Genomic DNA, 24,446 nt, shown 5'->3' with positions numbered 1-24,446 from the left:
GCGCGGGCTCGTCCCGGCACCACCCCGCCGGGACGAGCCCGCGCCGGACCGGAGGCTCGCCGCACGGGCGGTACGGCGCGAGGGACTGACGCGCGGAGCCGGTGCGGCGGAGGAGCCGTCGCGGACGACCTCGCGGGCGATGCCGCCGAGGCCGTACAGACCACGGACGCCCGGGTCCGGCGCCACTCGCCGCCGTGACCCGGCCGGAACCGTAGGACTCGCGTCGTAGCGGCGGCCGAGGACGGCGGTCAGCCGCCCCCCGCAGACGGGTGCTCCCCGCTTCCTTGCCCCGGCCCCGCGGAGAGCCGTTCGTGCTCGTCCTCCCAGACCCTCAGCAGGACTTGGGGGTCGGCGCCACAGGTGCGCGCGTACAGGAGGATGAAGCGGCGGGGCGGGAAATGGGCGCCGCCGAGGACTCTGGCGAGGTAGTCGACGCCGACTCCGGTCCGGTGCGCCAGGATCTCGTGCTGGATGCCCGCTTGCCGGCGCACTCGTTCGAGAACGACACCGATGTGCGTGGGACCCGTCAGCGGGCGGTTGCGTGTATCGGACATTGCTGGGCTCCGCTGGGCTCTGGGGACGTGCTGGTTCATGCCTGGAGCTCGGTCAGGGGAGTTGTTCGGACTGGTGCGGGAATGACGCTAGGCGCGCAAAGGCGCCGCATCTCCCCTTTTCTCAACCCTGCGTCGGCACAGACCCTCGCCAACGCCTGTTCAACAGCCTTCAGTTGCCCCCGACCACCTGTGCGCCGTTCGATTCACATGGCGGGTCTACGGGGCGGACGACTTTGTCAATTGTCCCTGCTGAAAGGCTTACTTGGGCCGCCACACGACAAACATGCCGCGGCCCGCGTGCGAATTGACGCCGCCGACGCGCCCTCCCGACCGGAACGCGGTCCGGCGGTGCGATGAACCGGTGGTCCGACGGCTGCACTTGCATGCGCGAGCAACGGTTGAATCGAGACATTGTTGCCTTAAGCACGCATACATCACCGGCTCCGGGGCGATCCTGACCTCGCCGGGCGAGATGCAATTGCATCTCGACGACGGGGAGTTCGTTCACCGTAGGAGGAAGTTCGGTGGGGAAGTCGATGTATGTGTCACGGCAGGACGCGGACGACGCCGGCGTGATGTGGCGCAAGAGTTCGTACAGTTATCCGGAAGGGGAGTGCGTCGAAGTCGCGCAGCCGTCGGGCGCCCAGGTGCTCTTCGACGACTCGAAGGTCCGCGAGGGCCGTGTGGTGGAGGTTTCCACGGCCGCCGCGGTCGCCTTCGTGACCGCCGTGCGCCGCGGCGACATCTGAGGCGACGACCACCGCCGGGCGCACCGTCCGCCGCGGACGACGCGCCCGGCCGTGAAAGAGTTCTGATGCTCCGTCAAAGAAATCGGGCAGCTCTGGACATCGCCCGTAACCGACCAGTATGCATAGGGATAATGCAAGTGCATTCCGTTCCTGACGGGGACGGATGATCAGCGGATACCTGGGGGTGTGCCGTGGCGGAACAGCCTGTGCCTGCACAAGGACAGGACGGTACGAACACGGACTTGGGGCAGGACAGGGCCCACAGTGCACGCATGTACGACTACTACCTCGGCGGAAAGACGAATTACGTCGTGGACCGGGAGGCCGCCCAGGAGGTGATCCGGGTCTTCCCGGCGATCGAGACCGTCGCGAAGGTCAACCGGGCCTATATGCACCGGGCCGTCCGCTACCTCGCGCGGCAGGGGATCCGGCAGTTCATCGACGTGGGGACCGGCATTCCGACCTCGCCCAACCTCCATGACGTGGCCCAGGAGGTCGCGCCGGACTGCCGGGTCGTGTACGTCGACAACGACCCGATCGTCCTCGTCTACGCCGATGAACTCCTCGACGGCACCCCGGAGGGGCGGACGGCCTACGTCCAGGCCAACGCGACGAAGCCGGATGAGGTCTGGGCCGCCGTACGGGAGCGGAACATCCTCGACCCCGAACTCCCGGTCGCCCTCAGCCTGCACGCCCTGATGCACTTCGTCACGGACTCCCAGGAGCCGTACGAGATCGTCAGGAGCCTCCTGGAACCGCTGCCGCCGGGCTCGTACTTGAGCCTGAGCCACTGCACCGGGGAGTTCGACCCGGAAGCCTGGCAGGCCATCATCGACACCTACGCGGAGGCCGGCACCTCCGTCCAGGTGCGCGGCCGGACGGAGGTGCGGCGCTTCTTCGACGGCCTCGAACTGGTCGACCCGGGCGTGGTCCTCGCCCATCAGTGGCATCCGCAGCCCGGCAGCGGACCCGGTGTCCTCAGCGAGCGGCAGGTGTCCCTCTACACCGGAGTCGCCCGCAAACCGTGACCGACGCGGCGCGAGCGCGCGTCAAGGGGCCTGGAACTTCCGGTACATGCGCGCCAGATCATTGAGCTTGCGCCGCGCCGCGTCCGGCCCCAGCCCCTTGAAGCGCAGCTCGTCGAAGACGACCTCACGGTGGTCCACCAGGTCCTCGTCCTGGATGAACAGAGCGCCGTCCAGGTTCTCCGCGTAGGCGACCTTGGGCACCCGGCCCTCGAAGTCGAAGATCGTCGTGGTGCCCAGCTCGACCGGCAGATCGTAGTGATGCGCCGGATCGATCAGCCGCAGCTGGTAGTTGCGCCGCTCGGACAGGCCGGCCAGATGCTCCATCTGGTCGGCCATGATCTCCGGGGAGCCCACCCGATTGAGCAGCGCGGCCGCGTGTACCACGATGATCAGCTTCTTGCCCGGCGCGGCCTCGAACCTCGCCCGGCGCTCCTTGCGCAGCCCCAGCAGCGCGTCATGGGTGCCGCGCTCCCCACGGCCGCGTCTGATCAGGGCCTCGGCGTACGCCGGCGTCTGCGCCAGGCCGTGCAACAGATCGCTGCTGTACGCCTTGATGCGCGTCGCCATGTCCTCGAAGCTGATCACGGCCTGGAGGTACGGCTGCGCCACGGTCGACCATTCCTGCCACCACGTCGGCTGGTTGGCGATCTCGGCCAGTTCGAGGAGGACGACCTGTTCCTTCTCGCCGCTGATCTCGTACACCACGAAGAGCCGCAGCAGGTCCTTCTCCTTGAAGTGGTGCATGCCGCTCTCGATCCGGCTGAGCTTCGAGGAGGAGCAGCCCATTCGGCGCGCCACCTCCTCCTGCTTCAGCCCGAGATGGTGCCGCCGGCTCCGTAACGCGTGCCCGAGCAGCATCCGGGGCGCGGACGGAACGGCCTCGTCCTTGAGGTAGCGCACGGTGCCCCGGCGGCCCGGCCGGTCGCCGCCGCTCCCGCTTCCGACCGGCCCCGGGACCCCTGCTATCCGCCTGATCAACGTTCCCTCCTCGCCTCTCCCCGTGGGACTGCCCGCGCCCCCGCCCCGCGGAGCCCCATAGTGCACAGCCTCGCGCCGCACGGAGCCCGAATCACCGGAAAACCCCCATCGGTACGGATGTCCACCTGCTCTCGGCCCCTCGCAGACACCTCACCAGGAGAAGACGAAGACGCCTCGGAGGTCAACGTGGCGACCCATGGCGGGAGTTGGCGCACGGGCAAGGAAGGCCGGCGATATTCGCGAGAGATCGGCAGGGGTTCGGGGACAGCCTCCCGCGATGACCTCACCTGCCCAGCCCCTCGTGGGCACCCGGCTTCGTCGTACCGCCGCCGCCCGCCACCGACCGCTTCCGGCTGAACCCCTCGGCCCGCAGCACAACGCCGCCGACCACGCCGCCTGGACCTCCAGCATCGCCCACATCCGGGCCAACCCCGACTTCACCGGCCGCTCCTGGCCCCCGCTGGCGGGCATGTCCCTGGAGGCCGACCTCGAAGACCTGCGCCGGCACGCCGAGGACGTCGAGCGCCGCTCCGGCTTCACCTACACCGTCCTGTCGGTCCCCGGGAACGATGTCATCGGCTGCGTCTACATCTACGGCTCACGCCAGGACCCCGAGGTCACCGACGTCCGCTCCTGGGTCAGCGCGAGCCACGGCGAGGGCCGCACAAGCGCCGCGTGCGTGCCTCGCGGCGGCTTCCGTCAGACCGTGGACCGGGCCCGCTCCCCTTCCGCCCCGAGTTGGCGGTTCCGGGCCCGTCGGAAGAGCAGCGTGCCCGCCGCGGCGGCGAGGAAGACACCGCCCGCGGTCCAGGCCACCACGGGCGCCCGGGACGTCCCGGCGGAGCGGGCCGCGGCCTGGTCCGTGGAGCAGGACTTTCCGGATGTGGCGGGGGCCACGCGCAGACGCGCCCATGGCCGGTCCGGACCGCTCTGACCGGCATCGTGCCGGTAGACGACGTAAAGGCCCGGCGCGGCCCCGCACTTGAGGGTGGCGGTGGCGGTCAGGACGGCGCGGGCGCCCCGCAGGACGGGGCGGTCGGCGAACGCGCGGGAGGTGAGGCTGATGTACCCGTCCGCGCCTTCGTCGTCGTTGTCGGTGAGGGTGACACGGCTGCCGGCCCGGAAGGTCCGCACATCCCATTCCGACTGGGGCCATGTGTCGCCCGGAGCCCAGCGCTCCTCCAGATCGGGCGCGGGCAGCCGCTTCACCTTCTCCCGACAGGCCCGGCGCGCGTCCCCGTCGACCGGCTGGACGCGCACCCGCGCCCAATGGAAGGGATGTTCGTCCGGGCCCACGTCTCCGGCGCCGCGCCGGATGACCGGCTGAGTGCCGGGCCGGGCGTCGCAGGCGATGGTGACGGTGGTGGTCAGCAGCGGATCCCTCATGCGCAGCTTGCCCGTGGCCATGAACACGGAGGCGTGCATGGTGTCGCCGTAGGAGGCCTCGCCGGACCGGGCGTCGATGGTCAGTGTGTCGCCGGGCCGCACCGACGCTAGGCCGCCGTACGTGAGCGACGGCGACGGCGTCGACGGCGCGGCCGACGCCGGCCCGGCCGCGAGCAAGGGCAGCAGGAGAGGGAGGGCCGCCCAAGCCGCCCTGCGGAATCTGTCCATCGCCTGTGCCCTGTCTGTCTTTCGACGTCTGTCGTTCGACGCCGTGTCAGGCGGCGTCGCCGATCGGTATGCTGATCCTCTTCGCGGCGAACGCATGTGCGATATATGCGATTTCAACGGTCCGGTATCGCGCACCGTTCGGCTTCCTCCAAGACGGAAAGACACCCTGGTGCGTTCCAGCTACAGATGGGTTCCGGTCCTCGCGCTCGGACTGGGCGCGGGCATGTTCGGTGCCGCCCCGGCTTCCTCGACGGAGACCTCCGGGACCACGGCCCCCGCGGTCGCTCCGAAGGGGCCGAACGTGCCGAACGGGCCGGGTCTCGTCGGCGAGGAGAGGTACTGGACGGCGGACCGCATGAAGAACGCGGTACCCGCCGACGGGCCCACGGCCCCCGCCTCCCCGCGGCACGGCCTCGGCGCACAGCGGGCCGCGGGCCACAGCTCACCACCGCCCGGCACACCCGCACCCCAGCACTTCGCGGGCCACCCGATGATCGGCACCTTCTTCTTCGACGGCAGACCGCTCGGCGGCGACACCTACTGCACGGGCAGCGTCGTGCACACGGCCGCCAAGGACATCGTGCTGACCGCCGGACACTGCGGCATCGGGCTGAGCAAGGCCACGCACCGGGTCTTCGTCCCGCAGTACCGCAGCGGCAAGAGCGCCGCGCAGCAGCCGTTCGGCGTCTTCCCGGTCCTCCAGGTCTACACGGACCCCCGCTACACGGCGAACACCAAGTCGGCGGCCTCCGACCTCGATCTGTCCTTCGCCCAGGTCGACGCCAACAGCCGCGGCAAGGTGGAGGACGCCACCGGCGCCCTCACCTTCACCCCCACCAGCGGCTACAGCCACAAGGTCACCGTCATCGGCTATCCCGGCTCCGGGAGCGTCAACCCCGGCCATCTGCCGGTCCGTTGCCCCGTCACCACCTCCCAGCTGCCCGGGTTCCGGCAACTGCGCATGACCTGCAAGGGCTTCTACGGCGGTGTCTCCGGCGGCCCCTGGATCGAGGGCTACGACAGCGCCACGGGCAAGGGCAAGGTCATCGGCAACACCGGCGGATACAACGGCGGCGGCAACGACGCCGACGACGACTGGGTGTCGTACGCGCCGGTCTACGGCAAGGACGCCCAGAACCTCTTCCAACACGCCGCCGCCCACCAGCAGTTGGGCAAGAACCCCCCGTACACGGGGACGACGGACCCCTGGCTGCCCGGATCGGCGAGCACCTGGAAGAAGGCCGCGCTGATGACCTCGGGCGACTTCCGGGGGACCGGTCACAGCGACCTGATCGTGGTCTGGACCGACGGTGAGGTCACGCTGTACCCCGGTAACGGACACGGCGGTTACGGCACCGAGCGACGGCTGATGGCGCCCAACAGCACCTGGAAGAACGCCAGGACCATCACGGCGGGCGACTTCACCGGGTCCGATCAGTTCGACCTCCTGGTGCGCTGGACGGACGGCGAGGTCACTCTGTACGGCGACGTCGGCTCCAAGGGGCTGAACAGGGCCGGCACCCGGATGATCAAACCCAACGCCACCTGGAAGAACGCCACCCAGATCAGTGCCGGCCGCTTCGGCACCACGCGATACGTCACCGATCTGATCGTGCGCTGGGCGGACGGCGGGCTCACCCTGTACACCGACGTCGGCGCCGGCACCTTCGGGCAGCAGCACCGGCTCAAGGCCCCCAACGGCACCTGGAAGAAGGCCACCCTGCTCACCAGTGGTGACTTCTCCGGTCGCCGGCAGTGGGACCTCATGGTCCGCTGGACCGACGGCGAACTCGACGACTACCCCGGCACCGGCACGTCCGGCCTCGGTACCGAGCGGCGCATCCAGAACCCCAACGGGCGGTGGGCCAAGGTCGCCACCATGACGGCCGGCGACTTCACCGAGAACGGCCGCACCGACGACCTTGTCGTACGGCGGTCCGACGGCGAGACCACCATGTACACCGACACCTCGGGCAACAGCCTGGGCGGGGAGCGCATGCTCGTCGCCCCGACTTCCTGACGGCCCCCAAGGGCGGCCTGTACGACGGCTGCCGGACTCGCTCACCCGGGCCCGGTCGGGCGGCGAGTGGCGGGCAGAGGGCAGAGGGCAGCGGGTGGTGGGCAGCGGGTGGGCGTCCGCGTGCGTCGCCGTCGCGCCCGACGCCGTCCGGGACACCGGCAACACCCGCACCCGTACACCGGCAACACCCGTATACCGGCGCCGTGTTGGGAGCGGGCTCAGAGGCGTCGTACGATCCCGCCGTGCCCCGGCACGCCTACGCGGTGCCCTGCGACGTGGAGAGCCAGGCGCGGTAGCGGCGCAGCGCCCGTCGCTGCCTGCGCTGCTCGGAAACGAGGGCGAACGCCGGATGGGTGCCGGGTGTGGGACGGCTGCCACGGGCGATACGGCGCATCTGGTGGCGGACCTGTGCCATTCCCGCGGCCGAGGCGAGGGCCTTGTCGGACCAGGTCACCGGCCGCAGTCGTGCGTCGGCCTCGCGGCCCTGGCGCCAGCGCTCGGGCAGATCCGGCGTGACGGCGAGGGCCGTGCCCATCCCGACGAGCGCCACACCGCTGTCGAGGACCCGCTCCGCGGTGTCGCGCCGGGTGATGCCGCCGGTGAGCATCAGCGGCAGCGGGCTGGTCGTGACCAGGTCCTTCGCCAGGTCGAGGAAGTACGCCTCGCGGGCCTGGGTGCGCGCGTCCGCGGGGCGGCCCGACATCGCCGGGCTCTCGTAGCTGCCGCCGGACAGCTCCACCAGGTCGACGCCGAGCGGTGCGAGCATCGCGATCACCTGGCGTGCGTCGTCGGCGTCGAACCCGCCGCGCTGGAAGTCGGCGGAGTTGAGCTTCACGGCGACCGCGAAGGACGGGGAGACGGCGGCGCGGACCGCGCGCACGACGTCCAGCAGCATCCGGGCCCGGTTCTCCAGCGGGCCGCCCCACTGGTCGGTGCGCCTGTTGACCAGCGGGGACAGGAACTGCGACAGCAGATAGCCGTGCGCGGCGTGCACCTCCACACCGTCGAAGCCCGCCTGCTCGGCGCGCCGGGCGGTGACCGCGTACCGGTTCACGGTGGCCCGGATCTGCTCGGGCGTCATGGCGACGGGGCGGCCGAAACGGCCGCTGTGCCTGCCCAGGTCGACGCCGACCGCGGACGGGCCCCAGACGACTCCGGGCATGTCGGATCCGATCTGGCGGCCGGGGTGGTTGATCTGCATCCAGATCGCTCCACCGCCCGACCTGCCCGCCTCGGCCCACTCGGCGAACGGCTCCAGCGGCGCGGCCTCGTCGAGCACCACTCCGGCCGGACCGGTCAGCGCCTCGGCGTGGACCATGACGTTGCCGGTGATCAGCAGCCCGGCGCCGCCGGCGGCCCAGCGCCGGTAGAGCCCGAACAGCTCCTTGCCCGGGAGCTGGCCGTCACCGGCCATGTTCTCCTCCATGGCCGCCTTGGCGATCCGGTTGTTCAGCACGTGCCCGGAGCGCAGGGACAAGGGCGAGAACAGCTCGCTGGTCATCCGGGTTCTCCTCTCGATCTCGGTCGCCTACGATGTATGCAGCGTTCACATTAGGTCGGCGATGTAAGCGCTGTAAACATGAGGGAGTGTGACCTATGTCGCAAGCGAGCGGCACGTACCACCACGGCGATCTGCGCGCCGCCTGTCTGCGGGCCGCGCGGGAACTGCTGGAGGAGGACGGCGCTGCCGGGCTCTCCCTGCGGGCGGTGGCGCGGCGAGCCGGTGTCTCGGCGGCTGCTCCCTACCGCCACTTCGCGGACCGCGACGCGCTGGTCTCCGCGGTCGCCGCGCAGGGCTATCGCGAACTCGCCGGACATCTGGCCGCGGCGCATCCCTCGCCCACGACCCCTGAGGAGCTGGCGGCGGTCGCCGTCGCCTACGTGCGCTTCGCGCTGGACCGACCGGCGCTGTTCCGGGTGATGTTCGCGGAGCCCTGCGATCCCGACAACGAGGAACGGGTCGGCGCGACCACCGCCATCTCGGAATACGTCCACGGCATCGTCCGCGGCGCCTTCCCCGGCGCCGATCCGGACGTACTCTCCACCACGGTGTGGGCCCTGGTCCACGGTCTGGCGTTCCTGCACCTCGACGGCAAGCTCGATGCCTCCACCCCCGAGGGGGTCGCCGACCGGGTACGCGCCGCGGTCCGCGCGCTGTTCACCGCGGCGGCGGGGGCGGCGGCCAAGTGAAGGGGGAGTGGCGGGTCGCGTGGTAGCGGCGCGGCCGAGGCCGTGCAACTGCTCGTTCTGCCGGGCGACTTCGCGGCGCGCTGCGGGAACTCGGACAGGCGCGCGGTGGCGAGGCGGGAGCGCGCGTCGGCGGTCCGGTCGGTGAGCGCACGGCGAGCGCACGCTGAGCACACGGTGTGCGCCGAGGAGGTCGCGCGGGTGGTGCATGCCTCGGGCGGGGACCGGACACGGAGCGCCGCAGCGGCACCGCGCCGGTCCCCGCCCTGCTCAGACCTCGGTCGGCCGGAGCCTTCGGCGCCCGGTCACACCGCGACGCGGCGCGAGCGCCGGGCGCGGCGGAGACGGAGGCAGACCGCGAGCACGGCCGCGGCGGCCATGGCGATGGCGGTCGCGGTGAAGGCCGTTGACGTGGTGGATGTGGTGGACGTCGCGGTGGCCGCGGAGGCGGAGGGCGCGTCGGCGGAGGACGCGGAGACGGAGGACGTGGGCGGGGCCGCCGGGGCGCCGTCGTAACCGCCGCCCTTGCCCGCCCGGTCGTAGGCGGAGCCGGGGAGCTTGTCGCCGTACTTCTTGTGGACCAGGCGCTGATAGTCGGCGAGGGAGACGCCGGCCTTGCCCACGGCGCGGCGCGCGTCGGGGTCGAGCGGGAGCACACGGCCGTCGCGCACCACGTACCAGGCGTCGATCTGCGGCTCCTGGAAGACGGTTCCGCGGCCGTGCGCCTTGCCGACGTAGTCGGTCTCGTCACCGCCGGTCGCGATGTTGACGACCTTCCACCCCTGCGCCGTCCGTACGGTCCACAGCGAGGCGACCTGGCCGTCGGCGGAGACCGCCTTGCTCGCGACGAACTGCGGCGCGGCGACGGGAGCGCCCGGGCGCCCGGCGACGAACCCGGGAGCGAGGGAGTAGACGGTCACCGAGGGCCCGACCAGATGCGGGCGGGCCGCGTCCGCCTTGAGGGCGCCGGCGCGGGCGAAGAAGCGCGACAGGGTGTGGAGGGTGGCGGGGCTGGACGCCGCCTCCCTCGCCTGGGCGGTGGCCGAGGCGGTGAAGGGCGCGGGGAAACCGGCGGGCCCGGAGGCCGCGTGCGCGGCGGCGGGGGTGAGGGCGCCGAGGGCCGTGGCGGCGAGCAGGGCGACGACGGCCGTGCGCGGGTGGGTCGAGGTCATGGGGGTCACGCTCCGATCCCGTAGAGCGAGTGCGTCCACGTGAACGAGTTGTTGTCCACGTAGTAGTCGTAATCCGCCCAGTTGTAGCGGGAGTTGGAGGGCCACGGATCGCCCCAGTAGACCTGGCCGGCGGCAGGGTCGTAGCCGTAGAGCACATGCATGTGCCCGCCCCCGGAACTCCACTCGATGCGTGTCTCGACGGGGCGGCCGGCGTCGATCTCCTTCTGCACGGTGGCGTAGCGCAAGTAACCCCGCACGTACGTACCGGGGTTGATGCCCATCCAGTCCAGGGCGTCCTGCACATTGCCCAGCGACGCCTGCCAGTTGCCGCAGGGGCTGCCCTGGGGGCGGCCGAACGCGGCGTCGCAGAACTGGTTCTGGTTGTAGTCGCGCCCGAACCACGAGGCGATGGTGTTGCCGCTCGCCGCCCAGCACCAATTGCTGTTCTGCTGCGCCTGCATGGTGATGTTCAGGCGCTTGGCGGTGGCGAGCGCGGGGCGTGCGGCGGCCCGTGGCGCCGTCTGTCGCACGGAGTCGGGTGCGGCGTGCGCGGTGGCCGCGGGGAGGAACGCGGGCGTCAGGACGGCGACGGCCGTGAGGGCCAGTGACGCCAGCCGTATACGGCGTCGGTTGGAGGTGGACATGGCAGTGCTCCCAGTCAAGGTGGGGGGTGGCGGTGCGCGTCCGGACGCTGCCACAGCAGCTTTGATCACCCGCCGGGCCCCGGTCAACGGCATCCGCCGCGGGATGGTGGTGAAGTAAACTTCGCGCGTACGGTTGTGAACGCCCCCGCGGTGCCGGCAGGTGGCGGCCCGTAGGCAACACCCCGTGCCCGTACGGGAAGTGAACGTTCACTGGAAGACGCTCATGGGGGCCGGAAGAGGGAAGAGCCCCGATGGCAGCACGTGCTACCGATCGCCATGGCACCCCGCGCGCCAGTGATCCGGCCCTCGGCCCGTCCCGCCGCCCCGGCCCTTCCACCACCCCCGAGGCCGAACTCGCCGAAGCCCTGCGCACCGGCCCGTTCGATGTCGCGCTCCGGGCCGCGCTCGCCGCGCGCGGCCTTGCCCTGCACCGGGTGCAGCACCGGCTCGCCCAGCGCGGCATACGGGTCGGGGTGACCAGCCTCAGCTACTGGCAGCGCGGGCTACGGCGGCCCGATCGGCCCGAGTCGCTGCGCGCCGTCACCGTACTCGAAGAGGTCCTGGAGCTTCCCCCGCACGCGCTCACCCGGCTGATAGGGCCACGCGCCAACGGCGACCGCCCCCCGTCCCGTCCCTACCGCGCCCTCCTCGAACCGGCCGCCGCGCTCGAAGCACTGCTGGCGAGCCTCGCCGCGCCGGAGGACGGCGGGCTGCACACCGTGATCCACTACGAGCACGTTCACATCGGCGCCCGCCGGGAGCTGCTCGCACGGGACTCGCACCATGTCGTACGCGCCCACCGCGACGGCGTCGACCGCTATCTCGCCATCCACCTCGGCGACCCGGGCTGCGACACCGAGCGGGTCCGGGTACGCGGCCTCGGCAACTGCCGGGTCGGGCGGACCCGGCGCGACGGCGCCTCGGGAATCGTCGTCGTGGAACTCCTCTTCGACGCACGGCTGAGAGCCGGCGAGACCGCCGTCCTCGGGTACCGCTTCGAGGACGGAACCGGCGCGCCCAGCGAGGAGTACGTGCGCGGCTTCACCTACGGCGGCGGCCAGTACGCCCTCCAGATCGGCTTCGACCGCGCCGCCCTCCCCGTCCACTGCCGTCGCTTCACCCGCCCCTCGGCCACCGCCCCCCGCAAGGCGGTCACCGACCTGACCCTCAACGCCCACGGCTCGGTCCACCTGGTGGAACAGCAGATCCGCCCGGGCGTCCTCGGCATCACCTGGGAGTGGGACTAGAGCCGGTCCCGAAGGCGGCACCCGAGGCGGACCCCCCTTGTTAGGCCGGATGCCGTCTGCGGATGCATGCCGGGGTCGACCGCCGCAGCATCCTGATCATGCGGATATCTACTGTCGTACGGACCAGTCCACTGTCGGCGCGGCGCCGTGGAGCGCGTCATGTCATACCCGTGGCCCTCGTCTGCGGTGTGCTGCTGGCCGGCACCGCGGCGTGCGGCTCGGACGGCGGTCGCCGGAACCACGCCGGCGCACCGGGTCTCAACATCCCGGTGGCGTCCGGGTCTCCCAACCCGGGCGCGGTGCCCCGCCTTCCGGGCATCGGAAGCCGTATGTCGAAGCGCGTACCGGCTGACACCCGCCAGGCGGTGGTCGTCTACGGCGACGACCAGGACTCGGACGAGAGCACCGTCGTGCTCTACGAGCGCAAGGGCAACGCCTGGAAACTCACCGGTACCTGGCCCGCGCACAACGGCAGGCAGGGCTGGACGACCGACCATCACCTGGACGACGAGCGCAGCCCCGTCGGCGCGTTCTCCCTGACGGACGCGGGAGGGTCGCTGGAGGACCCCGGCAGCCGACTGCCCTACTGGTACGACGACAATGCCTACGCGGCCATGACGGAGGACGGCGACGAGCACGTCCACGACTTCGACTACGTCATCGCCATCGACTACAACCGGCTCAAGGGCGTCGCGCCGTTCGACTGGAACCGCCCCGAGGGAGTGGAGAAGGGCGGCGGCATATGGCTGCACCTGGACCACGGTGACGGCACGTCCGCCTGTGTCACCGTTCCCGAGTCCGGGATGAAGACGCTGCTGAGCACCCTCAACCCCCGCCTCCACCCCGTCGTGGTGATGGGGGACCGGGACCACCTGAGCGCCTGACGGCGGGCCACCGGCGCGGTCGGCGAGGCCGCGCCCACCCGGCGGCCTCCGCGCTCGGCCTCCGCGCCCGGTCGGCGCGGTGGTCAGCCGGACGGCCCGCGCCGGGTGCGCAGTGCCAGTACCAGGCAGACCGTGGTCGCGGCGATCACGAGTGAGGCGAGCAGCCGCGCCCATGAGGTGCCCGCCACCGGTGCCTGGGCGGCGAGCAGGACCAGCGCGGTCGCGGCGGCGGCGGCCAGCGCGGGTGCCGTCGGCGGACGGCCGGGTGGCGCGGTGACACCGACGGTCCACGCGTCGGTGACGAGCAGATAGGCGAGCAGCAGCGCGGCGACGCAGACGACCAGCCGGAGCGGGGGATCGGTGGCAGCCGCGATCGCGATCGCCGAGGCCGGCAGCACGGTCGTCCTGCGCCGGGCCGCGACGGCGCGCCGGCGCATGGAGGTCAGGACCGGCCGCGCGTCGACCATCGGAGCGGCCCACCACGCGGCCCCCACCGCCCCCAGGACCAGCACCTTGACCAGCCACGACGCGTGCAGGGCGGCCGGCGGATCGCAGGCCGCGACGACAAGTGCCGTACCGAGCAGGCGATCGGTGAGCCTGGAGGTGAGACGCGCGACGAGCAGCGCGGCACGGCTGTCGGCCGGGCGCGCATCCGGCCGAGCGGCTCGGGTGCCGGCGGTGGTCATCGGGTCCCCCCGTGGATGCGGGTGCGCAGCAGCGGCGCGAGCGCGAGGTCCAGGCTCTCACCGGGCCGGTGGGCGACGACCGCGATGCCGCGTTCCACCAACGCGAAGCGCATGGCGTCACGATCGGCCCGCCACAGCCGCAGCGCGAGTTCGCCCTCGGTGTCGCCGGCTTCCAGGGTCGGCTCGCCGGTCGGGATCTCGACCACGACCATCGGATTGGCCCGGCCCCGCACCTGGTGCAGGATGTCGAAGATCCGCTGATCGGTCAGCGGCGTGATGACGTACACCAGCGCTCCTTGCGGCAACGCGGGCGGCGGGAGCAGACCGATCCCCTCCGTGCGGTACGCGGCGTCCTTGCGGACGTCCAGCACACTCTCGACGATGCGGTAGAAGTACCCCTGGCCGCCGCCCGGTTGCAGCCAGCGGGTCGTGCCGCCGACCGATACGACGCCGACCCGGTCGTGGGCGCGCAGATAGGCGCGGACCAGCCCCGCGGCGGCCCGGAAGGTCTCGTCGAGCGAGGACGCGCCGGTGACCGGATCGACCACGTCGGCGAGCACGTCCAGCAGCACCACGGTGTCGGCGGTGCGCTCCGCGGCGAACTGGTGGACCTGGAGGGCGCCGCGCCGGGTGGTGGCCGGCCAGTGGATCCGCCGCTGCCGTTCGCCACGTACATACGGGTGCACGCCGGTGACCTCGATGCCCTCGCCGCGCTGCGCGGCGGTGTGCTCGCCGAGCCGCTGCGGCAGCCGGACCGGGATGGGCGTGAGGCCGGCGTGCCCGGGCAGCGGGAAGACGGCGACCTCACCGAGTCCGACCCGCACGGTGCGCCGGGCCAGCCCACCGCGGTCGTAGACGTCGACGTCCACCGTGCCGAGCGTCCAGCGGCCCCAGCGCCGCACGGTCAGCACGAGATCGATATGGCGCGGCCCGACCGCAAGATGGTCGAGCCGGACCCCGTGGCCGAGGGTGATGCCGGGGTCCAGACGGCCGGTCTCACCGTCGCAGGCCACCGCGATCCGCACCGTCACCCGCTCGCCCTCGAAGCACCGCCGCGGCTCCACCTCGGCCTCGGCCGTCACGGTCTCCGGGCGCGGCCCGCTCGGCAGGGCGAGGGCGAGCAGCACCAGGGGCGCGGCGGCGAGCGCGAGTACCCAGGGGCGCCCGGTGACCAGTGCGGCGGCCAGCGCGATGACCGCCAACGTGCCCAGCCGCAGCGCGCGTTCACCGGCACGCCAGCCGGGCGGTGGCGGTGGCGGGGGCTCGGCGGTCATGTCCGGGCGGTCGGCCAGGGCCCGCCGGACGGCGGCGGCCGCTCCGCCGGTCGGCACCGGTTCCTTCATGACACGGCCGGGGTGCGCGGCAGGGTCCCCGGGGCGGGTACGGACTGCACGATCTCCCGGATCACGTCGTCGCCGTCGATCTGCCGGACCCACAGCTCCGGCTTGAGGGTGACACGGTGCGCGAGGGCCGGTACCGCCACGGACTTGACGTCCTCCGGGGTCACGTAGTCCCGCAGGTCCAGTACGGCACGGGCGCGGGCCAGCTGCACCAGGGCGAGGCCGCCGCGCGGCGAGGCACCGACCTGGATGTGCGGGTGGTCCCGGGTGGCGCCGACCAGCGCGACGACGTACTCCAGCAGGTCGTCGTCCACCTCGACGCGTTCGACGGCGGCCCGCATCGCCAGCACCTCGCCCGGCCCGCTGAGCCGGCGCACCACTGCCTCGGGCGCCGCCCGGTCGATCCGCGCGCGCAGCATCCCGGTCTCCTGGGCCGCCGTCAGATAACCCATCCGTACCCGCAGCAGAAACCGGTCGAGCTGCGCCTCGGGCAGGGTGTACGTGCCCTCGTACTCGATGGGGTTGGCCGTGGCGACGACCACGAAGGGATCCGGCAGCGGCCGGGTGCTCCCGTCGATGGACACCTGGGACTCGGCCATCGCCTCCAGCAGCGCGGCCTGGGTCTTGGGCGGGGTGCGGTTGATCTCGTCGGCGAGCAGCAGGTGCGTGAAGACCGGGCCGGGCCGGAAGACCATGTCGGCGCTTCGCTGGTCGTAGAACGGAGCGCCGGTGACATCGGAGGGCAGCAGGTCGGGGGTGAACTGGATCCGGCGGAAGTCCAGGCCGAGAGCGGTGGCGAAGGAGCGGGCCAGCAGCGTCTTGCCGAGCCCGGGCAGGTCCTCGATCAGGACGTGCCCGCCGGCGAGGACACCGAGCATCACCAGCGCCAGGGACTCCGGCTTGCCGACCACGGCGGTGCCGATCTCGTCGAGCACGGCCGCGGCCGCCTCACCCGCCTGCCGCGGTGTCAGGGTGGCGTGCTCCGGGATGGGCTGCGTGCTGGTCACGGTCGGATCCTCACGGGACTTGGGCTTGGGCTTGGACGGGAAGGGGGCGGGGCTGTGACGGGGACGGGTGCCGGGCGCGCGGGTTGCGGGGTCGGCCCCGGGGCCACCGGTCACAGGGCTTCCAGCCGGTCGAGCAGGGCCCGCAGGACGGGCTCCGGGAGAGTGGGCCCCGGAGCGGACGCCCCGGGGTCGATCCACGGCCACAGCTCGGCACCGACCAGGGCCCGGGCCCGCCGCGGGCTGCGGTGCATCGCCACGCCGTGCCGCTCGGCCAGCCGGGCGGCGAACAGCCGCTGCAACTGCGGCCTCATGACGGTTCGCAGATGCACCTCGCTGTCGTCCGCGAAGGTCCTGGCCACGATGCGCCGCCATCCGCCGAGCGCCGGGGCGTGGCTGCCGAGCAGACGTACCCGCTTGCGGTGGTCGCTGTCCTGGGCGCCGCCGCCCGCGGCATAGCGCACCAGGACCAGCGCGACCGCGGTGACGAGGGCGAAGCCGGTGGCGGCCGCTGCGGCACCGTCGGCCAGGGCGAGCAGTACCTCGGCCCCGACCGCGACGGTGCCCAGGACGACGAGCGAGTGCCGTACCGATCCGGGCGTCCCTCCCACGGAGTTGACGAAGTTCTGTATCCGCGCGGGCACCTTCACGAGGCACCCGCCACGGATTCGGGCCCGGACGCCCGTGAGCGCAGACCGTCGGCGATCTCGGCCAGGGCCGCCGCGGCGCGGTCGCGGTGGCCGTCGCCCATCGGGTGCGTGGAGTAACGAGCCTCGCGGAACAAGGCGGTGAGCTCGACGACGGCCGCCCGCGCGGGCAGCCCGCCCGCGGCAGCCCGCTCCAGCAGGTCCTGCGGGCTGTCCGAGGCGCGCCGGGCCACCCCGGAGGCGGCGAGCGACTCTTCCATGGTGGCGTAGCAGGCGATGACGGCCGCGCGGGCATCGGTTCCGTCCAGCAGGGCACGGCGCCCGGAGTCCACGGCCCGGGTCAGCCGTTCGCGCTCGTCGCCGACCGTCGCGTAGGTCGCCGGCGCGTCGAGCACCGGCGGCCAGGTCAGATACCGCCACAGGTACAGTCCCGCGATCACGACGACCACGACGAACAGGGCGATGCCCAGACCGAGCAGGATGGGCGTCAGCCCGAGGCGCAGGCCGTGGTCGGCGTGCTCGGCGGCCGGCAGATCGGGCACCGGATCCTGCCCCGGGCTGGGGAACGCGGTCGGCCCGTCGCCGCTCCCGTGCTCGGCCTCATGGCCGCCGCCGGACGAACCGAACCGGTGCAGGATCAGGACGAGCAGCGGTACGAGCAAGGTCGCGACCGGCAGTACACGGCTCACGACGTCGACCATCCGCTGTTCCACCGGGTCGAGCCCCTGAACGGCGCGGACCTGCTCCCGGTACTTCTCGCGCAGCGCCAGGCCACCGAGGAATGCCAGCAGGACGAGACCGATCACGAGCACGGGATTGCCACCGAGCGGCCCGCGCCCCTTGGCCGACAGGCCCGTGTCGGGACGCAACAGCAGCGCTCCCAGCGTCACTCCGCCCACCACCAGCACCGCCGCCGCGACCTGCGCGGCGCCGATCGTCCCGTGCCGCCGCCGCTGTCGCCCCGTATGCTCCCGCCCCACCGCCCACACCCTTCCCATGTGATCGGCAGCTTTGCACACTGGTTGACGGCGTGTCAGCAGGGGGGCCGGTGGGGCGGCCTGGACGGAACCCCCGGTGCACCGCAGGTCTCCCCTCCTCCTACTGCCCCTTCCCCTTCCTGGAGACGAACCCGGCGTGGGCGAGGGCGAGCAGGGTGACGGCGGTCAGCAGGGTGGGTGTCGTCGTGACGTGGCCGAGGAGCGTGAGGACGTACGGGGTGAACATGCCGAGGTACGCCACCGCCCAGAACCAGGCCGTCCAGCGGGCGAGTCGGTGGGGCGGGGCGAGAGCCGCGGTCCGGGTGAGGCCGTATGTGAGGGCCAGTCCGTAGCCCGCGCCGAGGACGATCGCGGCGAGGAGGGCGAGGGGCTCGTTCTCCGAAGCGGCGGCGACGACGGCGATCGCGGTGCCGGCCGCCACGGTCAGGAGACCCGCGGTGGGCGTGGACGGGGCTCGCCGCGCCGTGAGCAGACCGGCGCCGGGGACGAGGGCCGTCGCGACGCCCGTGAGGAGCAGACCGCTGTGGAGCGTGCCCGGCAGCGTGACGAAGCCGATGGTGGGGGCCGCGAAGACCCAGGGCGCCAGGGGCAGGACCGTGCGCCGGAAGCGGTGGCCGGTGTCTTCGCGGGCGACGTCGGAGCCATGGACCGCGACCCCTCCGCCCGTCTCCGGCGCGGCCAGCGCGAGCCACCCCGCCACCGCGCCGATGACGACGTGCGGGACGTACGCCGTGACCATCGGCCAGGGCGCCCACCGTGCGATGAACGCCGCCGCGAGGCCGCCCGTCGCGAAGCCCGCGGAGACGAACAGGCCGGGGCGGCGCGGCGAGCCGGAGAGTTCCTTGATCCAGGCGCTGCCCGCGGCCAGCAGCGCGCCCGCGCCGACCCCGGTCAGAAAGCGGCCGGGCAGCAGCAACCAGGTACCGCCCCACGCGCCGCCCGCCATGAGGAGCACGGTGGACAGGACGTTGACCGCGAGGGCCGTGAGCGCCACCGGGCGTCGTCCCCTGCGGTCCGCGAGCGGGCCCGCGAGCAGCAGCGCGGGTATCAGACCGACGACATACACCGCGAACAGGCCGGTCACCGTGGACTCGGTGAGGCCGAGGTGGCTTCGATAGGCGCCGAGCAGGGCCGAGAACTGGTTGGCGCTCCAGCCGGAGGCCAGCATGATCCAGGCGGCGCGGGCGCTGCGGGCGCCGGTGGCGGAGGGAAGGGCGGTGACGGGCGCGGTGGCCGGGGCCGTGACAGGAGGTGCGGTCATGCTCCCTTCGTACCTGTCCGGCTGTTCGGCGCGCGCCGTACCTTCACGATTCGTGAACGGCCCGCGCCGGGGGCCAGGGGTCCCGTCTACCCTGGACGTATGGCGCTTGACCTGCGGCTGCTGTCGTCGTTCCTGGCGGTCGTCGAGGAGGGACACTTCGGACGGGCCGCGGCACGGCTCTTCCTGTCGCCGCCCGCCGTCACCCAGCACATCCGCCGCCTGGAGAGCCAGGTCGGCGCGCGACTCCTGGACCGTTCCGGTTCCCCCGTCGTGCCGACGGCCGCCGGAGTGCGGTTCGCCGGACACGCGCGCGCCCTCCTCGACGCCGCGAACGCCGCGCTCGACGACCTGGCGGGCGTCGCGCAGGAGACCGACGGCGGGCGGCCACTGCGGGTGGGGATCATGGGGCATGGGTCGGCGGAGCTGACACCCGCGGCCATCAACGCCTACCGGCGGGCCCGGCCCGAGGTGCGGGTGGAGATCCGGCAGCTGGACTTCACGGAGCATGTGACCGCGCTGGTGGAGGACCGGGTGGACGTGGCCTTCGTCCGGCCGTCCCCCAAGGACGAGCGGCTCGTCGCGGATGTCCTCACCACCGAGCAGCGGATCGTCGTCGTGCACGAACGGTCGCCACTGGCCGACGCCCGGACGTCCGGGATCGAGGTTGCGGACCTCACCGAACTGCCGCTGTTCCGGGTCCCGGGACACACCCCGCACTCCTTCACCGACTACCTGTACTTCGGCGACCGCGCCCAGCGCCGCAGCTCCGAGTACGCCGTCACCCCGCAGGAGGTCCTGACCGGCGTCGTCACCGGCCGGTCCGCGGGTTCCGGACTGCGCTCCTTCGCGCGGTACTACGCCTGGCCGGGCGCCGTCTTCATACCCGTCCTCGACGCCCCGTGGGAGAGCAGCTATCTCGCGGTGCGGGCCGGTGACGACAACCCGGAGGTACGGATCTTCCGCGCGCTCGCGGTGGCCCTCGCGAAGGACATGGGCCCCGGCATCAACGCTCTGTAGCGCGCCCCGCGTCGGACCCCGGCGGGGCTCACTCGGCCGACGCAGACGGTTTCAGCCTCTTGATTCGACGAAGCCGCTCATCTGCTGCCACCGCACGCCTCGCCTCGTGGACGGCTCCGAACCGATGCGTCGCCCCGCCCCGTGCTACGGCGCGGTGGCCAGGTGCGGGGAGCGGAGCACGAGAAGGGTGATCTCGCTGGGGGCGAAGACACGGAACGGCGGGCCCCAGAAGCCGGTGCCGCGGCTGGTGTAGAGGAGGGTGCGGGCGCCGTGGTGGCTGAGTCCGGCGAGGGCGGGCTGGTCGATGCCGACCAGGTGGTGGAAGGGCCAGATCTGGCCGCCGTGCGTGTGGCCGGAGAGCTGGAGGTCGACTCCGGCGGCTGCCGCCCGGTCCACGAACTTGGGCTGGTGCGCCAGGAGAAGCACGGGCAGATCGGGGTCGGCGCCGTCCAGGGCTCCGGCGAGATGGGCGCGGTGTCCAGCCAGGCCGGAGGACTCGGCGGTGACGTCGTCGACCCCGGCGACCACGAGGGTGTCCCCGCCGCGTTCGAGCAGCAGATGGCGGTTGCGCAGCGGCTCCCAGCCCAGCTCGTCCATGAGATCGACCCAGCCCTGGGCCTCGCTGTAGTACTCGTGGTTGCCGGTGACGTACACACGGGCCCGGGTGGCCCGCACGGTACCGAGCGGGACAGCCTGTGCGCGGCGGCGTTCGGCCGTGCCGTCCGCGATGTCCCCGGTGTGGCAGACCAGATCGGCTTCCAGCGTGTTCACGGTTTCGCACACCCGCGCCGACCAGCGGGCGCGATCGAGCGGGCCGTAGTGGGTGTCGGTGATGAGGGCGACGCGGAGGCCGTCCAACCCGGCCCCCAGCCGCGGGAGCCGCACGTCGATCCGGCGCACGCGCGGCACACGGCGGGCCTCGGCGTACCCCCAGACGAGCAGGACGGCGGTGACGCCGAGGACGGCCCACGTGACGATGCGGGCCCTGTCCTGACTCCCCCCGACCCCGGCCACGGTCAGCGCGAGCCGCAACAGCACGCCGAGCAGAACGGACCAGGTGAACAGAATCCAGCTGGCGCCCAGCAGGGTGTCACCGATGATCGCCGCCCGGTCCTGCTGGCGCCGGCCGTGGCCACGCGTCATCGCGAGCGGCATACCGACGAGGCCGAGGACGAACAGCACGGTGCCGACCACCGCGACGGGCAACGGCCAGTGCTGCCCGGCGTGCAGGAGCACCCAGCAGGGCACGGCCCACAGCAGGACGGGGGCGACCAGGGGTATAAAACGCATCAGGCGGCGCAGTCGGCTCGGCCCCGGCGCCTGCGCCTGCGCCTCACTGTCGGCGGATCGGGTGCTGCTGGTCTCGGTCACGCTTCCCCTCTCTGACCGGGCTGCCGTCTCGCGCACTGTATCCGGTCACCCTCGGGGGCAGCCTGGCGCTCATGGGTACGGCCGTGCTTGGACTGCCGCCGGCGGAGAACGCGCCAGGCGGCCGACGAGGGACTTGTCGGGCATGCGGGACCGGCTGCTCTCCGCATCCAGCGGGCAGGAGAACCTGACGGATACAGGGCGGCCCAGAGCGAGCGCCACCAGAAGGTTCCTGGTCTGCTGGTGGTACAGCAGCTGCGTCCACATTGACCAGGCGAAACGGTAGTTGGCGCAGCCTTCGGTCGGGAGCTGGTCCGGACATGATCCGGATCTAGCTCCAACCGCCGGGTCTTTGCCGTTACTACGAGACTACGAGTTTGCTGAAGGATGCGGTCGCGGTCCACTGACCAGATGGCACCGATCGAGGCTCCTTCGTGGGCGACCCGATTCCGGGCCTGCTGCTCCGAGAGCGCGCACCTTCGACAAGGGCATCGACAAGGGCATCGGCAACGGCATGTCCATCGGCGTCGTCGTCGCCCGTGCCGCCGTCTGGACTGCCTCGACACGAACTCCATCTCCACTTTCGGCGGCAGCCCCGTCACCATGGCGCGGGCCTCGTCAACCTCACGTACCTCCTGGAACACGACATCCAGGGCAACGCCCGGCGCGTCGGCGGGCTGCTCATCGAACGGCTTCGCGCCGTCGCCGCGGGCTTGCCCGTCGTACGGGAAGTGCGCGGGCGCGGCCTGATCATCGGTGTCGAACTGGTGGAACACGACGGCACCCCTCCGCGTGCGCCGCCACCCTCGCCCTCGAACACGCCCGGGTACGCGGCCTGCTCATCGGCAAGGGCGGGCGGGACGGCAACTGCCTGTGCCGCGCACCGCCGCTCACCCTCACGGTCGTGGAGGCCGAGGAGGGCGTGTCGCTCCTCGAAGAAGCCCTGCGGCAGGTGCAGTACACGATCGCGGGGAGAGAGGCGGAGGCGGCGCCGTAACCCGTATCGCCCCCCGGGAAGCCGCGGCTGAACCCCGCCGATCACGTCATTCCTGTACGCGCCGATGAGACTCCGGCACGTTCGGGCCGGCCGTGAGGTGGGCGGCCGGTTGGGCCGGGACGTTCTTCGGCGCTGTCACCGGTCCCGCAATGGCCTGCGCAGAGTCGCGCTGTCCGGCCGCCTCGCTCGTCGGCCACCGGTGCCGCACACCATGCCACCCTCCGCCGCTCCAGCGACCTACTGCCGTGGTGCCTGCTCAGCGCCGGCGGTGCTGCCGGGCGGCAGACGGGGTGCCGCTGCCAGAAGGACGCTCGCAGCACCTCGAACCCCGGTGAACCCAGGCGAGTGCCGACAACTCACCCACGGCGGGCCCGCGAAGGGTCCCGTTTGTCACGGAAGAGTGAGCCCCCATCGTCCCGGGCCGGCGGGCCTCACGCCGTATTCGTGCGGCCGGTGGGAGCGGGCCCAGGGCGACCGAGGTCAGCGCCGTGCCATCTGCGTGCCATCGATATGCCAGAGCCGCTGGGCATGATGGCCGAAAGCGATTCGGGGGCGCTGTCCACTGGGCAGCGGAAACGAGGGGGCAGGGTCATGCGGCCGAGGCCATTTATCAGGCGCCGCTCAGGAACCCGGCCACACGCCCGAGTCGATCTGCTCGGAGTCGTAGTGATGACACCTCTCGTCGGGATTGGGTGCTGCTCATGACGCGGCAATATTGGCTTCGCTGGTTTTCCCTGCATGGTGTCCCGCGGGTGGTGCTGCGCGTGCAGTCCCGGAAAGGCGACACCTTCGCCCGGATGATGGGTCCTGAAGGGATCGCCGATCCGCACCCGTACATCGAGACGATACGCAGCCAGGGCAGGCTGGTGAAGACGCCGCTGCCGTGGGTGACCTGTGACCACGCGTTGGTGCGGTCGGTCCTGCGGGACGACAGGTTCGGCGTGCGCAGCTCGGCCAGGATGCAGATTCCCAAGGTATTGCAGAAATTTGCGAACCGGGTGCCACCGCCGGCCAATCCGGCCGATCCGCCCGCGATGCTGCGCATGAATCCCCCGGACCACACCGCGATGCGCAAGCCGGTCGTATCCGCGTTCACCCCGCGCGCGGTCAAGAAGCTGCGCGATACGGTCGAGACGGTCACCGAGGAACTGCTCGACGCCATGCCCTCCGGCGGTTCGATCGAGCTGGTCGAATCCTTCGCCTCGCGCGTGCCCATCGCGATCATCTTCGACATACTCGGCATGCCCCGGGAAGACCAGGAGAAGTTTCTGGCCTGGGGCAAAGACATGACGCCCATGCTCGACGTGGGCATCTCCCGGCGGACGTACGGCCGCGCGATGCAAGCGGCACAGAGCCTGAACGACTATCTCGACCGGCATATCGAGAAGCTGCGCCGGGAACCGGGCGACGACATCCTCAGCAATTTGGTGCGGAGCGGTGATCTGGACCATTACGCCCTCAAAGCCAACGCCAGCATTGTCATCGGCGCCGGATTCGAGACCACCGCCAATCTGATAGGTCACTGCGTGTCCCTCCTGCTCCGCCTCCCGGAGCAGCTGGACCGGCTGCGCGCGGAACCGCAGCTGTGGCCCAACGCCGTCGAAGAGGCGCTGCGGTACGAGCCGCCGGTGTTCATCACGGCCCGTCAGGCGCTGACCGATCTGGAGCTGGAGGGCGTCCAGCTGCCGCAGGGCTCCATGGTCATGCTGTCGCTGGCGGGCGCCAACCGGGACCCCGCGGTGTTCACCGACCCGCAGCGGTTCGACGTGGCCCGGCCGAACGCCAACGAACACCTGAGTTTCAGCTATGGCGTCCACGCCTGTTTCGGGGCCAGTCTGGCCCGGATGGAAGCCACGCACGCGGTGCGCGCTCTGTTCGAGCGCTTCCCCGACATGCGCGCCGCGGCACCGCCCCGGCTCCGCCGGCAGCTCACGTTCCGTGGCTATGCGCAGGTGCCCGTCCACTTGGGACGCAAGGTGCAGGTCACACCGTCCACGGTGGCCTGAACACAGGAACAGCGCGGTTTGCCCAGTCGACCGAAGCATCGCTCA

Annotated in this window: 22 protein-coding genes and 1 pseudogene; 10 read left to right on the top strand and 13 right to left on the bottom strand. The window is 71.9% G+C overall.

What is annotated here, in order from left to right:
• The coding region (locus tag CCN72_RS39945) for a hypothetical protein (protein ID WP_208637967.1) at positions 1-198 on the top strand (198 nt) is incomplete at its 5' end.
• Positions 199-248: 50 nt separating this feature from the next.
• Here CCN72_RS39945 and CCN72_RS10545 read toward each other — a convergent pair.
• Positions 249-554 (bottom strand): helix-turn-helix domain-containing protein, encoded by a 306-nt coding sequence (locus CCN72_RS10545; RefSeq protein ID WP_158101338.1) that lies wholly within the window; start codon positions 552-554, stop codon positions 249-251.
• Positions 555-1,078: 524 nt separating this feature from the next.
• On the opposite strand from CCN72_RS10545, the gene CCN72_RS10540 reads away from it, so the two are divergent.
• Both CCN72_RS10540 and CCN72_RS10535 read left to right on the top strand, forming a co-directional pair.
• Positions 1,079-1,303 (top strand): DUF397 domain-containing protein, encoded by a 225-nt coding sequence (locus tag CCN72_RS10540; RefSeq protein ID WP_232986220.1) that lies wholly within the window; start codon positions 1,079-1,081, stop codon positions 1,301-1,303.
• Positions 1,304-1,545: 242 nt separating this feature from the next.
• Positions 1,546-2,331 (top strand): SAM-dependent methyltransferase, encoded by a 786-nt coding sequence (locus tag CCN72_RS10535; protein WP_279630227.1) that lies wholly within the window; start codon positions 1,546-1,548, stop codon positions 2,329-2,331.
• 21 nt (positions 2,332-2,352) lie between these two features.
• Here the strand turns inward: CCN72_RS10535 and CCN72_RS10530 are convergent, their stop codons facing one another.
• On the bottom strand, positions 2,353-3,309 hold the full coding sequence (locus CCN72_RS10530) for a helix-turn-helix domain-containing protein (RefSeq protein WP_232986218.1): 957 nt from the start codon (positions 3,307-3,309) through the stop codon (positions 2,353-2,355).
• Positions 3,310-4,008: 699 nt separating this feature from the next.
• The gene (locus CCN72_RS10525) at positions 4,009-4,797 is read right to left on the bottom strand and encodes a hypothetical protein (protein WP_086807279.1); all 789 of its coding nucleotides are present in this window, start codon (positions 4,795-4,797) and stop codon (positions 4,009-4,011) included.
• 295 nt (positions 4,798-5,092) lie between these two features.
• On the opposite strand from CCN72_RS10525, the gene CCN72_RS10520 reads away from it, so the two are divergent.
• A complete protein-coding gene (locus CCN72_RS10520; protein WP_244174181.1) occupies positions 5,093-6,943 on the top strand; it encodes a trypsin-like serine peptidase in 1,851 nt (616 codons plus the stop codon).
• Positions 6,944-7,199: 256 nt separating this feature from the next.
• Here the strand turns inward: CCN72_RS10520 and CCN72_RS10515 are convergent, their stop codons facing one another.
• Positions 7,200-8,444 carry an NADH:flavin oxidoreductase/NADH oxidase family protein gene (locus CCN72_RS10515; protein ID WP_086807278.1) on the bottom strand — a complete coding sequence of 415 codons (1,245 nt, stop codon included), beginning with the start codon at positions 8,442-8,444 and terminating at the stop codon, positions 7,200-7,202.
• A gap of 95 nt (positions 8,445-8,539) precedes the next feature.
• Between CCN72_RS10515 and CCN72_RS10510 the strand changes: the two genes are divergently transcribed.
• Entirely contained in the window at positions 8,540-9,133 is a 594-nt protein-coding gene (locus CCN72_RS10510) for a TetR/AcrR family transcriptional regulator (RefSeq protein WP_086807277.1), read from the top strand.
• 302 nt (positions 9,134-9,435) lie between these two features.
• Here the strand turns inward: CCN72_RS10510 and CCN72_RS10505 are convergent, their stop codons facing one another.
• Both CCN72_RS10505 and CCN72_RS10500 read right to left on the bottom strand, forming a co-directional pair.
• Positions 9,436-10,302 carry a hypothetical protein gene (locus tag CCN72_RS10505; protein WP_086807276.1) on the bottom strand — a complete coding sequence of 289 codons (867 nt, stop codon included), beginning with the start codon at positions 10,300-10,302 and terminating at the stop codon, positions 9,436-9,438.
• Positions 10,303-10,307: 5 nt separating this feature from the next.
• Entirely contained in the window at positions 10,308-10,946 is a 639-nt protein-coding gene (locus CCN72_RS10500) for a papain-like cysteine protease family protein (RefSeq protein WP_086807275.1), read from the bottom strand.
• 251 nt (positions 10,947-11,197) lie between these two features.
• Between CCN72_RS10500 and CCN72_RS10495 the strand changes: the two genes are divergently transcribed.
• Both CCN72_RS10495 and CCN72_RS10490 read left to right on the top strand, forming a co-directional pair.
• Positions 11,198-12,193 carry a hypothetical protein gene (locus tag CCN72_RS10495; protein ID WP_232986212.1) on the top strand — a complete coding sequence of 332 codons (996 nt, stop codon included), beginning with the start codon at positions 11,198-11,200 and terminating at the stop codon, positions 12,191-12,193.
• Between the two features lie 62 nt (positions 12,194-12,255).
• Positions 12,256-13,077 (top strand): hypothetical protein, encoded by an 822-nt coding sequence (locus tag CCN72_RS10490; RefSeq protein ID WP_244174180.1) that lies wholly within the window; start codon positions 12,256-12,258, stop codon positions 13,075-13,077.
• 83 nt (positions 13,078-13,160) lie between these two features.
• Here CCN72_RS10490 and CCN72_RS10485 read toward each other — a convergent pair whose 3' ends face one another.
• The 6 genes from CCN72_RS10485 to CCN72_RS10460 all read right to left on the bottom strand — a co-directional run bounded on the left by CCN72_RS10485 (position 13,161) and on the right by CCN72_RS10460 (position 19,013).
• Entirely contained in the window at positions 13,161-13,763 is a 603-nt protein-coding gene (locus CCN72_RS10485) for a hypothetical protein (protein ID WP_086807274.1), read from the bottom strand.
• Entirely contained in the window at positions 13,760-15,106 is a 1,347-nt protein-coding gene (locus tag CCN72_RS10480; protein WP_086807273.1) for a DUF58 domain-containing protein, read from the bottom strand. The genes CCN72_RS10485 and CCN72_RS10480 overlap by 4 nt, the downstream gene beginning before the upstream one ends.
• Entirely contained in the window at positions 15,103-16,110 is a 1,008-nt protein-coding gene (locus tag CCN72_RS10475) for an AAA family ATPase (protein ID WP_208637966.1), read from the bottom strand. The genes CCN72_RS10480 and CCN72_RS10475 overlap by 4 nt, the downstream gene beginning before the upstream one ends.
• Positions 16,111-16,220: 110 nt before the next feature.
• Entirely contained in the window at positions 16,221-16,751 is a 531-nt protein-coding gene (locus CCN72_RS10470) for a hypothetical protein (RefSeq protein WP_232986207.1), read from the bottom strand.
• Positions 16,752-16,753: 2 nt separating this feature from the next.
• Positions 16,754-17,734 carry a DUF4129 domain-containing protein gene (locus CCN72_RS10465; RefSeq protein ID WP_244174179.1) on the bottom strand — a complete coding sequence of 327 codons (981 nt, stop codon included), beginning with the start codon at positions 17,732-17,734 and terminating at the stop codon, positions 16,754-16,756.
• Positions 17,735-17,852: 118 nt separating this feature from the next.
• On the bottom strand, positions 17,853-19,013 hold the full coding sequence (locus CCN72_RS10460; RefSeq protein WP_244174178.1) for an MFS transporter: 1,161 nt from the start codon (positions 19,011-19,013) through the stop codon (positions 17,853-17,855).
• 99 nt (positions 19,014-19,112) lie between these two features.
• On the opposite strand from CCN72_RS10460, the gene CCN72_RS10455 reads away from it, so the two are divergent.
• Positions 19,113-20,030 (top strand): LysR family transcriptional regulator, encoded by a 918-nt coding sequence (locus CCN72_RS10455; protein WP_086807270.1) that lies wholly within the window; start codon positions 19,113-19,115, stop codon positions 20,028-20,030.
• 144 nt (positions 20,031-20,174) lie between these two features.
• Here CCN72_RS10455 and CCN72_RS10450 read toward each other — a convergent pair whose 3' ends face one another.
• Positions 20,175-21,401, bottom strand: coding sequence for a metallophosphoesterase (locus CCN72_RS10450; protein WP_086807269.1), 1,227 nt, complete (start codon positions 21,399-21,401; stop codon positions 20,175-20,177).
• 493 nt (positions 21,402-21,894) lie between these two features.
• On the opposite strand from CCN72_RS10450, the pseudogene CCN72_RS10445 reads away from it, so the two are divergent.
• A pseudogene (locus CCN72_RS10445) lies at positions 21,895-22,395 on the top strand (aminotransferase class III-fold pyridoxal phosphate-dependent enzyme); the annotation flags it as partial.
• A 701-nt stretch (positions 22,396-23,096) separates the two neighbouring features.
• Positions 23,097-24,401, top strand: a complete 1,305-nt coding sequence (locus CCN72_RS10440; RefSeq protein WP_086807283.1) for a cytochrome P450 — start codon at positions 23,097-23,099, stop codon at positions 24,399-24,401.
• Positions 24,402-24,446 lie beyond the last annotated feature (45 nt).

It is taken from the genome of Streptomyces murinus, from assembly GCF_002154555.1.
In the GTDB taxonomy this organism is placed as follows: domain Bacteria; phylum Actinomycetota; class Actinomycetes; order Streptomycetales; family Streptomycetaceae; genus Streptomyces; species Streptomyces murinus.
The sequence above is the reverse complement of the archived record's forward strand: the minus strand, read 5'-3'. Positions and strand labels throughout refer to the sequence as shown.

Bases quoted from the DNA above. Each gene is read 5' to 3' on its own strand.
- CCN72_RS10510 (WP_086807277.1), top strand. From the start codon at position 8,540: ATGTCGCAAGCGAGCGGCACGTACCACCACGGCGATCTGCGCGCCGCC.
- CCN72_RS10490 (WP_244174180.1), top strand. From the start codon at position 12,256: ATGCATGCCGGGGTCGACCGCCGCAGCATCCTGATCATGCGGATATCT.
- CCN72_RS10480 (WP_086807273.1), bottom strand. From the start codon at position 15,106: ATGAAGGAACCGGTGCCGACCGGCGGAGCGGCCGCCGCCGTCCGGCGG.
- CCN72_RS10505 (WP_086807276.1), bottom strand. From the start codon at position 10,302: ATGACCTCGACCCACCCGCGCACGGCCGTCGTCGCCCTGCTCGCCGCC.
- CCN72_RS10545 (WP_158101338.1), bottom strand. From the start codon at position 554: ATGTCCGATACACGCAACCGCCCGCTGACGGGTCCCACGCACATCGGT.
- CCN72_RS10495 (WP_232986212.1), top strand. From the start codon at position 11,198: ATGGCAGCACGTGCTACCGATCGCCATGGCACCCCGCGCGCCAGTGAT.
- CCN72_RS10460 (WP_244174178.1), bottom strand. From the start codon at position 19,013: ATGACCGCACCTCCTGTCACGGCCCCGGCCACCGCGCCCGTCACCGCC.
- CCN72_RS10485 (WP_086807274.1), bottom strand. From the start codon at position 13,763: ATGACCACCGCCGGCACCCGAGCCGCTCGGCCGGATGCGCGCCCGGCC.
- CCN72_RS10440 (WP_086807283.1), top strand. From the start codon at position 23,097: ATGACGCGGCAATATTGGCTTCGCTGGTTTTCCCTGCATGGTGTCCCG.
- CCN72_RS10500 (WP_086807275.1), bottom strand. From the start codon at position 10,946: ATGTCCACCTCCAACCGACGCCGTATACGGCTGGCGTCACTGGCCCTC.
- CCN72_RS10455 (WP_086807270.1), top strand. From the start codon at position 19,113: ATGGCGCTTGACCTGCGGCTGCTGTCGTCGTTCCTGGCGGTCGTCGAG.
- CCN72_RS10515 (WP_086807278.1), bottom strand. From the start codon at position 8,444: ATGACCAGCGAGCTGTTCTCGCCCTTGTCCCTGCGCTCCGGGCACGTG.